General features: G+C 71.3%; 4 protein-coding genes. 1 reads left to right on the plus strand and 3 read right to left on the minus strand.

Annotation, left to right across the window (positions count from 1 at the left end; translation table 11 throughout):
* Window positions 1-11 precede the first annotated feature (11 nt).
* The gene (locus tag AB0I88_RS33175) at window positions 12-1292 is read right to left on the minus strand and encodes a glycosyltransferase family 39 protein (RefSeq protein ID WP_361033804.1); all 1281 of its coding nucleotides are present in this window, start codon (window positions 1290-1292) and stop codon (window positions 12-14) included.
* 200 nt (window positions 1293-1492) lie between these two features.
* Here AB0I88_RS33175 and AB0I88_RS33180 point away from each other — a divergent pair, with 200 nt between their 5' ends.
* Window positions 1493-2692: a cytochrome P450 gene (locus AB0I88_RS33180; RefSeq protein ID WP_361033807.1), complete on the plus strand. Its 1200-nt coding sequence runs from the start codon at window positions 1493-1495 to the stop codon at window positions 2690-2692.
* A 37-nt stretch (window positions 2693-2729) separates the two neighbouring features.
* On the opposite strand, the gene rph is transcribed toward AB0I88_RS33180, so the two are convergent.
* Window positions 2730-5285 (minus strand): rifamycin-inactivating phosphotransferase, encoded by a 2556-nt coding sequence (gene rph / locus AB0I88_RS33185; protein WP_361033810.1) that lies wholly within the window; start codon window positions 5283-5285, stop codon window positions 2730-2732.
* A 108-nt stretch (window positions 5286-5393) separates the two neighbouring features.
* Window positions 5394-6980, minus strand: coding sequence for a methyl-accepting chemotaxis protein (locus tag AB0I88_RS33190; RefSeq protein ID WP_361033813.1), 1587 nt, complete (start codon window positions 6978-6980; stop codon window positions 5394-5396).
* Window positions 6981-7822 lie beyond the last annotated feature (842 nt).

Consider the following 7822-nt stretch of genomic DNA (forward strand, 5'->3'; position numbering starts at 1 on the left):
CGCGCCGGAACCTAGATCGCCTGCCCGGAGATGAACGGGAGCCAGCCGCCGTACCAGCCGGACAGCAGCGCCAGGGCGCCGAGCACGACGGTGGCGTCACGGGTGCGGAGGCGGGCCAGCAGGTACGCCGGGACGAGCAGCACCGGAAACGCGGGCAGCAGGTGCCGGCCCACCATCGACATGTGGGTGCGTGAGCCGGTCGCCATGATCAGCATGACGGCCGCGAAGAGCGTCAGCTGCCACGGCGCCCGGCTCACCAGCAGGGCCAGCAGCAGCACGAACCCGGCCAGGAACAGCAGCGACAGCACCCGGATCGGCTTGGCCGAGTTGTCGTCGTCGACGCCGATCAGGATGTCGGTCGACATGTTCCAGGTGTTCTCGAACCAGTCCCAGCGGGCGCCGAACGTGTTCTCGTGAATGCTGAAGTAGCGTTCGTAGCCGCCCAGCCGGGAGGCGGCGAAGGCCAGGTAGGCGAGCAGGCCGGCCGGGGCGAGGACCATCGCGGCGTACGGTCGCCAGCCGCCCCGCCGGGAGAAGGCGGCGACCAGCGCGGCCAGGCCGACGACGCCGATCAGGACGGCCGCGGTGGGACGGCTCAGCCCGGCGGCGCAGGCCAGCGTCCCGGCGATCAGCCAGCGTTCCTTGAGGACGGCGTAGAGCGCCCAGGCGGCGAGCGCGGTGAACAGCGATTCGGTGTAGGCGCCGTTCTGTGTCATGGCCGCGGGAACCACCGCCCAGAGCGCGGCCAGCATGATCCCGGTCTTGTGGTCGCGGACGTGGCGGCCGATGGCGTACAGGCCCCAGGCGGCGGCGATCGCGGAGACTAAGGAGACGATCAGCAGGGCGGTGGCCGCCGAGACGCCCGGCAGGAAGGTGAGCGGGCGGGCCACCCACGGGTAGAGCGGGAAGAAGACGAGGCGCATCTCGTACGGCACGCCGTCGGGGTCGACCGCGCCGACCGGGCCGCCGAGTCCACCGCCGGCGATCTTCGCGTACCAGCGGCCGTCCCAGGAGACGAGCGCATCCATGATCGACGTGAAGCCGCGCCACTGGTTGCCGATCGTCCCGTCCGGGTAGACCTGCCGGTCCGGGTCCCGGACGGCGGCGTGCGACGCGAGGACGTGCATCACCTGAAGACTGACCGTGCGCAGCAGCACGTACAGGTAGATTGCGGGGGCGGCGTGCCGGGCCGCCACGCCGAGCCGGGCGAGCCGTCCGCGCGGCGCCGGCGGGCCCGCGCCGTCCGCTGCCGTGTCTGCGGTGGCCGGGGCGGCGTCGGAAATGGCAGGCACCTTTTCTTCACGACTTTCGTATCGACGGAGATCGCTGGAGCACGCTATCGCGACCACGGTATACGCACCCTAGCGGGGTACTGCCGGGGCGGGCCGGATCTTCCACCGGCGTGCCGCCGCCCACCCCGGGCCGGGTTGACTCCCTTCGATGCATGCACTACGAAAAGTTAGGCGAGATTCGCACCGGCGAAAGGGCTCCGATGGCCGTCACCGACATCCTGTCCCCCGAATGCCTGACCGATCCGGCCGGAGTCTGGGAGGCGCTGCGCGAGACCGAGCCGCTCAGCTTCCACGAGGGCATGAACGCGTACGTGATCAGCCGCTACCGCGACGTCGAGCGGGCGTTCAAGGATCCGGTGTTCACCAGCGACAACTACAGCTGGCAGCTGGAGCCGGTGCACGGCCGCACGATCCTGCAGATGGACGGGCGGGAGCACTCGATCCACCGGCGCCTGGTCACCCCGGCCTTCAAGGGCAGCGAGCTGACCGCGAAGTTCGTCCCGGTGATGCGCCGCAACAGCCGGGAACTGCTGGACACGTTCCGGCACGACGGCGAGGTGGACCTGGTCGGCGCGTTCACCACCCGCTACCCGATCAACGTGATCGTCGACATGCTCGGCCTGCCGAAGTCCGACCACGTGCTGTTCCACCGCTGGTACACGTCGATCATGGCGTTCCTGGCGAACCTCACCCAGGACCCGCTGGTCACCGAGAACGGCCTGCGAACCCGCGACGAGCTGGCGGAATACCTGCTGCCGCGGATCGCCGAGCGGCGCGCCGCGCCCCGCGACGACCTGCTGTCGCTGCTCGCCACCACGGAGATCGACGGCGAGCGGATGTCCGACCTCGAGGTGAAAGCGTTCGTCAGCCTGCTGCTGGTCGCCGGCGGCGAGACCACCGACAAGGCCCTCGCCAACATGATGCTCAACCTGATCCGCGAACCGGAACAGATGGCCAGGGTCCGCGCCGACCGCTCGCTGATCGGCAACGCGCTCGCCGAGACGCTGCGGCACTCCCCGCCGGTGCAGATGATCATGCGGCAGCCGTCCGAGGACGTCGAAATGTCCGGCGGCACCGTGCCGAAAGGCGCGACCGTGGTGTGCCTGATCGCGGCCGCCAACCGCGACCCGCGCCGGTACGCCGATCCCGGCCGGTTCGACATCACCCGCGCCGACCTCGATTTCGCCAAGGCCTACACGGCGGCCGCGAATCACACCGGATTCGCGCTCGGCCGCCACTTCTGCGTCGGCGCGATGCTCGCCAGAGCCGAGGTCGAGGTCGCCGCGAACGACCTGCTCGACGCCATGGAGGACATCGAACTCGACGGTACCGTGACCGAACAGGGACTGTTCACCAGGGCTCCGTCGGCGTTGCGCTTGCGGTTCCGTCCCACCGCGTGAACCGTCGAGAGCCGGATCGGGTGTCGGCGGCGGTGGGTCACAGCATCTCGACGTAGCCGCCGGTGCCGTGCACCCGGATGTGCTGTCCGTCCTCGATCAGGGTGGTGGCGTTCTCGACACCGACGACAGCCGGGAGGCCGTACTCGCGGGCGATCACCGCGCCGTGCGTCATCTGCCCGCCGACCTCGGTGACCAGGCCGCTCACCGTGACGAAGGCGGGCGTCCAGCTCGGGTCGGTGTAGGCGGTCACCAGGATGTCGCCGGGCGCCAGGTCGGCGTCGGCGATGTCGTGCACGACCCGGGCCCGGCCCTCCACGGTTCCGGCGGAGACCGGCAGACCCGGCAGGGCGCCGGACGGCAGGTCGTCGCGGTGGTAGGCGCCGGTGACGATCTCGCCGTCGGAGGTAAGGACCCGGGGCGGGGTCAGCGCCTGGTAGGACCGGAACGCCTCCTTCCGGTCACGGATCAGCCGGGCGTCGGCGTGCTTCGTGCGTACGATGTCGCGAAGCTCCTCGAGGGTGAGGTAGAAGATGTCGCCGGCCTCGCCGAGAACACCCTCACCGACCAGGCGGCGTGCCTCGCCCAGCAGCGCCCGTTTGTAGACGAGGTAGCGGCTGACCAGGTGATACTTCGGGTATTCGCGGTAGCCGATGAAGGTGCGGACCTGGTCGATCATCCGTTTCGTCTCGGTGGCCTTCGCCTCGCCGTCCGGCAGCTCCCGCAGCCGCGCGAGCACCTCCCGCTCCTTCTCGGCGGCCGCCCGCCGGCCCTGCTCGACGCGGCGGGCGTGGGCGCCCGGCTCGCTGTTGCGGATGTTGCTGAGGATCATCGGCACGATCGCGAGCGGATGTTCGCTCCACCGCTGCCGGGTGATGTCGATCTCGCCGACGCAGCGCATGCCGTACTCACCGAGGAACTTCTCGATCGCGGCCCGCGCCTCCGGCCCGCCGGTCACCCCCGCGAGCCGGTCCAGGAAGCCGTCGTCCCGGGCCTCCCCCAGAAGATCGACGACCTGGGGGTACGGGCGGAGCGCGTCCGCGACGTCCAGCAGCGCCATCCCCATCTCCGAGGTGACGTTGCCCGGAGCGGCCAGGGTGAGCGTGTCGGCGGCACCCTTCTCGCCCAGCCAGTTCTCCAGGTTCTCGTCGAGCCACCAGGTGGCGTTCATCCCCGCCATGATCGCCTGCATGTTGCGGGGCTCGAAGAGGGTGCGCCGGATGCCCTTGACGTCGTCGATGACGAAATCGGCCAGATCCGGGCCGGACCTGCCCGCGATGTCACGTTCGAGCACCGCCAGCTCGTCGCGCCGCAGCCGGATCAGGTCGGCGACCACGGCCGGGTCCGTCTCGATCGGTTCGGTCCGGTCGAGTCCGGGGGTGCGCGGGGTCTCGGCGGGCGGCGGCGGAAGGAAACCCTCCCGGTCGAGGACGGCACGCAGCGCGCCGCCCATCAGCGGATCCGACCGCTCCAGGGCCTGTGCCATGGCGGCGCCGACCGCCGGTGACGCCAGCCGGCCGGTGACGTCGACGAACAGTCGCCCGCCCGCGTCGACCATCTCGCCCGGGGAGGTCAGTTTCCACACCGACAGGCCGAGCGGCCTGATCGCCTCGGTCATCATCTGCTGGTGGCCGACGGAGACGTACACGTGGTTGTGGTCGTCGCCGGCCTCGGGGACCGGGAACAGGGTGGTGATCGGGCGGCTCTGCACGATCGCGAAGCCGTCGCCGTCCAGGCACCACTCGATGTCCTGCGGACTGCCGAAGTGGGCTTCGATCCGGCGCCCGAGGGCGGCGAGACGCACGATCTCGCCGTCGGTGAGGACCGCCCGCTCCCGCAGATCCGGCTCGATCTCCCGGTGCTCGGTGCCGCCCGCCGGCACGGCGTCCACGGCGAGCCGCTTCGCGCCGATGGTCCGGGACGTCACGGCGCCGTCGCGCACCCGGTAGACGTCGGGGTCGACCAGGCCGGAGACCAGCGCCTCACCGAGGCCGAAGCCGGCGTCGACGGAGACGACTCGACGGTCGCCGGTGACCGGGTCGGCGGTGAACATGATCCCGGCGGCCCGCGGGAAGATCATCTCCTGGACGACGACGGCCATCCGCACCGTACGGTGGTCGATGCCGTTGCGCAGCCGGTAGGTGACGGCCCGCTCGGCGAACAGGGACGCCCAGCAGCGGCGTACGTGATCCGCGACCGCCGCGGCCGGCACGTTGAGGTAGGTGTCGTGCTGCCCGGCGAAGGAGGCGGCCGCCGAGTCCTCGCCGGTCGCGCTGGACCGCACCGCGTAGCCGGCGCTTCCGCCGGACGGCAGGGTGATCTCCTTCGGCCAGGGGACCGACTCGACGGCCTGGCGCAGCTCGGCGCTGAGAGCCCGGATCGTCTCCCGGTCGTCCGGCCCGACCGTCGCCAGCCGGTCCAGCCGGTCCCGGATCCCGGCCGCGATCAGGTCGAACGCCCCGGTCGTGACGACGAATCCGGACGGCACGCGGAGACCGTCGATCCGGGACAGCTCACCCAGGTGCGCGCCCTTGCCACCGGCGAGCGCGACCGCCGACCGGTCCAGCTCCGGCAGGCTCACGATGTAGCGGGTCACCGCACACCGTCCTCTCCCCGTTCGGTGAACACGACGACCCGGGCGATTCTGCTGCATGACCCGGCCCTTGCCGCAAGCCCCCGCCCCGGCTGTACGGTGGAGACGGAGTCAGATGCGGAAAGCACTGACCAGCCCGGTGAGCTTCTCGGCGAGACGGGACAGGTCGTCCGCCGCGTGGCGGGTGGCCTCGGCTCCGTCCGCGGTCGCCTGAGCCACCTCGGCCACCTCGGAGACCGTCCGGGAGACCTCGCCGCTGCTGGTCGCGGCCTCGGCCACGGTGCGGCTCATCTCCGCGGTGGTGGCGGTCTGCTCCTCGACGGCGGAGGCGATCGTGGTGGTGTAGTCGCCGATCCGGTCGATCACCTCCGTGATCTCCCCGATGGCGTGTGCGGCGGCCCCGCTGGAGCTCTGGATCGCGCCGATCCGTTCGGTGATCTCCTCGGTCGCCTTGGCGGTCTGCTGGGCCAGCTCCTTGACCTCGCCGGCCACCACGGCGAAGCCCTTGCCCAGCTCCCCGGCGCGGGCCGCCTCGATGGTCGCGTTCAGGGCGAGCAGGTTGGTCTGCTCGGCGATGCTGGTGATCAGCCGGACCACGTCGCCGATCTCCGCACTGGCCTGGCCCAGCTGAGCCACCTGCCCACTGGTCGTCTCGGCCACCGTGATCGCCTGCCGGGCCACCCCGGCGGCCTGCGCCGCGTTGGAGGCGATCTCCGCGATCGAGGCGCTGATCTCCTCGGCGCCCGCCGCGATGGCCTGCACCCCGGCGTTGGTCTCCTCGGTGGCCGCGCTCGCCGTCACCGCCCGGTCCGACGCCTCGCCGGCGCCGGAGCGCAGCCGCCCGCTCACCGACGACAGTTCGGTCGCCGCCGCCGTCAGGGTGGCCGCGGCCTGCGACATCTCCCCCACACTGCGGCGCACGGCGCCGATGCCGGCGTTCAGCTCCCCGGCCATCCTGCCCAGCTCGTCGCGCCCGTCGACCCGGGCGGTGGTGGTCAGGTCGCCGGCCGCCAGCGCGCGGGTCACCCGGCCCACCTCGGTCAGCGTCGACCGGATGCCACGCACGACGACGTACGCCAGGGCCAGCGCCAGCGCCAGCCCCACCACCAGGATCGTGATCATCAGGTTGCGGGCGGTGTCCGACTCCTCGGCGGTGAGTGTCCGCTTCTCGGTGGCGACCCGCTTCTCGATCGCGACCAGCTCGCCGAGGGCGCTCGTGGTGGCGATCAGCGCGGGACGGCCCTGCGCGTTCCGGGCCTTCTCGAATCCGGCGGTGTCGTAGTCCGCGGCCAGTGGCAGCAGCGTCTGGTCGCGCAGCTGCTTGAGGCCGGACCAGGCGGCGGTGAACTCGGCGACCGCCTGTTCCCGCCCGGTCATGTCGGTGGCCGTGTACTCGGCGAACACGGCGTCCACCGCGTCGTCCGCCTCGCTGATGCTCTGCCGGTCCGTCTCCTTGGCGGCGGCGTCGCCGCTTATCGCGTAGTCGAGGGTGGCCTGCCAGGACCGGTTCACCGCCGCCTGCACGTCGCCGAGCTGCGCCACCGGGACCAGATTCTGGCTGTAGAGGTATTCGGCCGCGTCCGCGGTCGCCGACACCTTCTGCAACCCGACCAGGCCGACCGCGACGGCGGCGAGTGCGGCGGCCAGGACCGACGCGAAGGTCTTCGCGGTGACCGAGACGTCGTTCAACCAGCGCATGACCACTCCCTCTCAGGGTTACAACGGCCAGTTCGGCAGGAGTTGAGCCGGGCTTACCGGCCTTTCGGCAGAGCCACCGCCGTCCAGCGCCGTCCGGGCGGGTCCTGGCTGGTCCTGGGCGCTGCCTCAAACGCTCCGAGACAGCGCTGACATCCCTGCTGGCCGAATCGCCCGCCCGCCCGCCTGCCTGCCCGCCGGGCGGGCAGGCAGGCAGGCGCGCACAGCGCAACTACGGTGTGCCCCGAGCACCGCTGTGACGCTCGTGAGCGACCACGCAGGGCCCCGCGTGCGTGCCGAATCGCTCAGCCCCGTCCGGCCCGCCGGGCGGGCGCCCACAGCGCACCAACGGTACGTCCCGGCGTCCCGGCGTCCCGGCGTCCCGGCGTCCCGGCGTCCCAGCGTCCCAGCGTCCCAGCGTCCCAGCGTCCCGGTCGGCGGAGGGCCGACGTGCAGGGCGATGTGTGCTCGGAGAACACGACACCCGTAGTGGGTGTGACGACACCCGTTGCGGGTGTCACGTCTACGGAACACAGATAGCCGAAATCCGCGTCCCGCCTCCCCGACCGGGGAATCGTCTCCGCGTCCGCGGCCAGCCGGGGAACGTGATGGTGATGGCGTGCGACGGCCGGCCGATGCCACACGTTGGAATTCACGGGGCAGCGTCAGCGGCGATCGCCGAGGAGCCATCACGGCCGGCCGGGTCGTTTCGCCGGTCTTGCCCAGCGACGAGCACACCGTTCAAACAATGAGCGTTTTTCAACCTCGATAGATCGGGTTCTCGACATGATGCAGGACGAGGATGGCCTGCAGGATCGTGGTCGCCCGGGACGGGCTGCAGCGCA

It is taken from the genome of Actinoplanes sp. NPDC049802 (assembly GCF_040656595.1).
GTDB lineage: Bacteria > Actinomycetota > Actinomycetes > Mycobacteriales > Micromonosporaceae > Actinoplanes.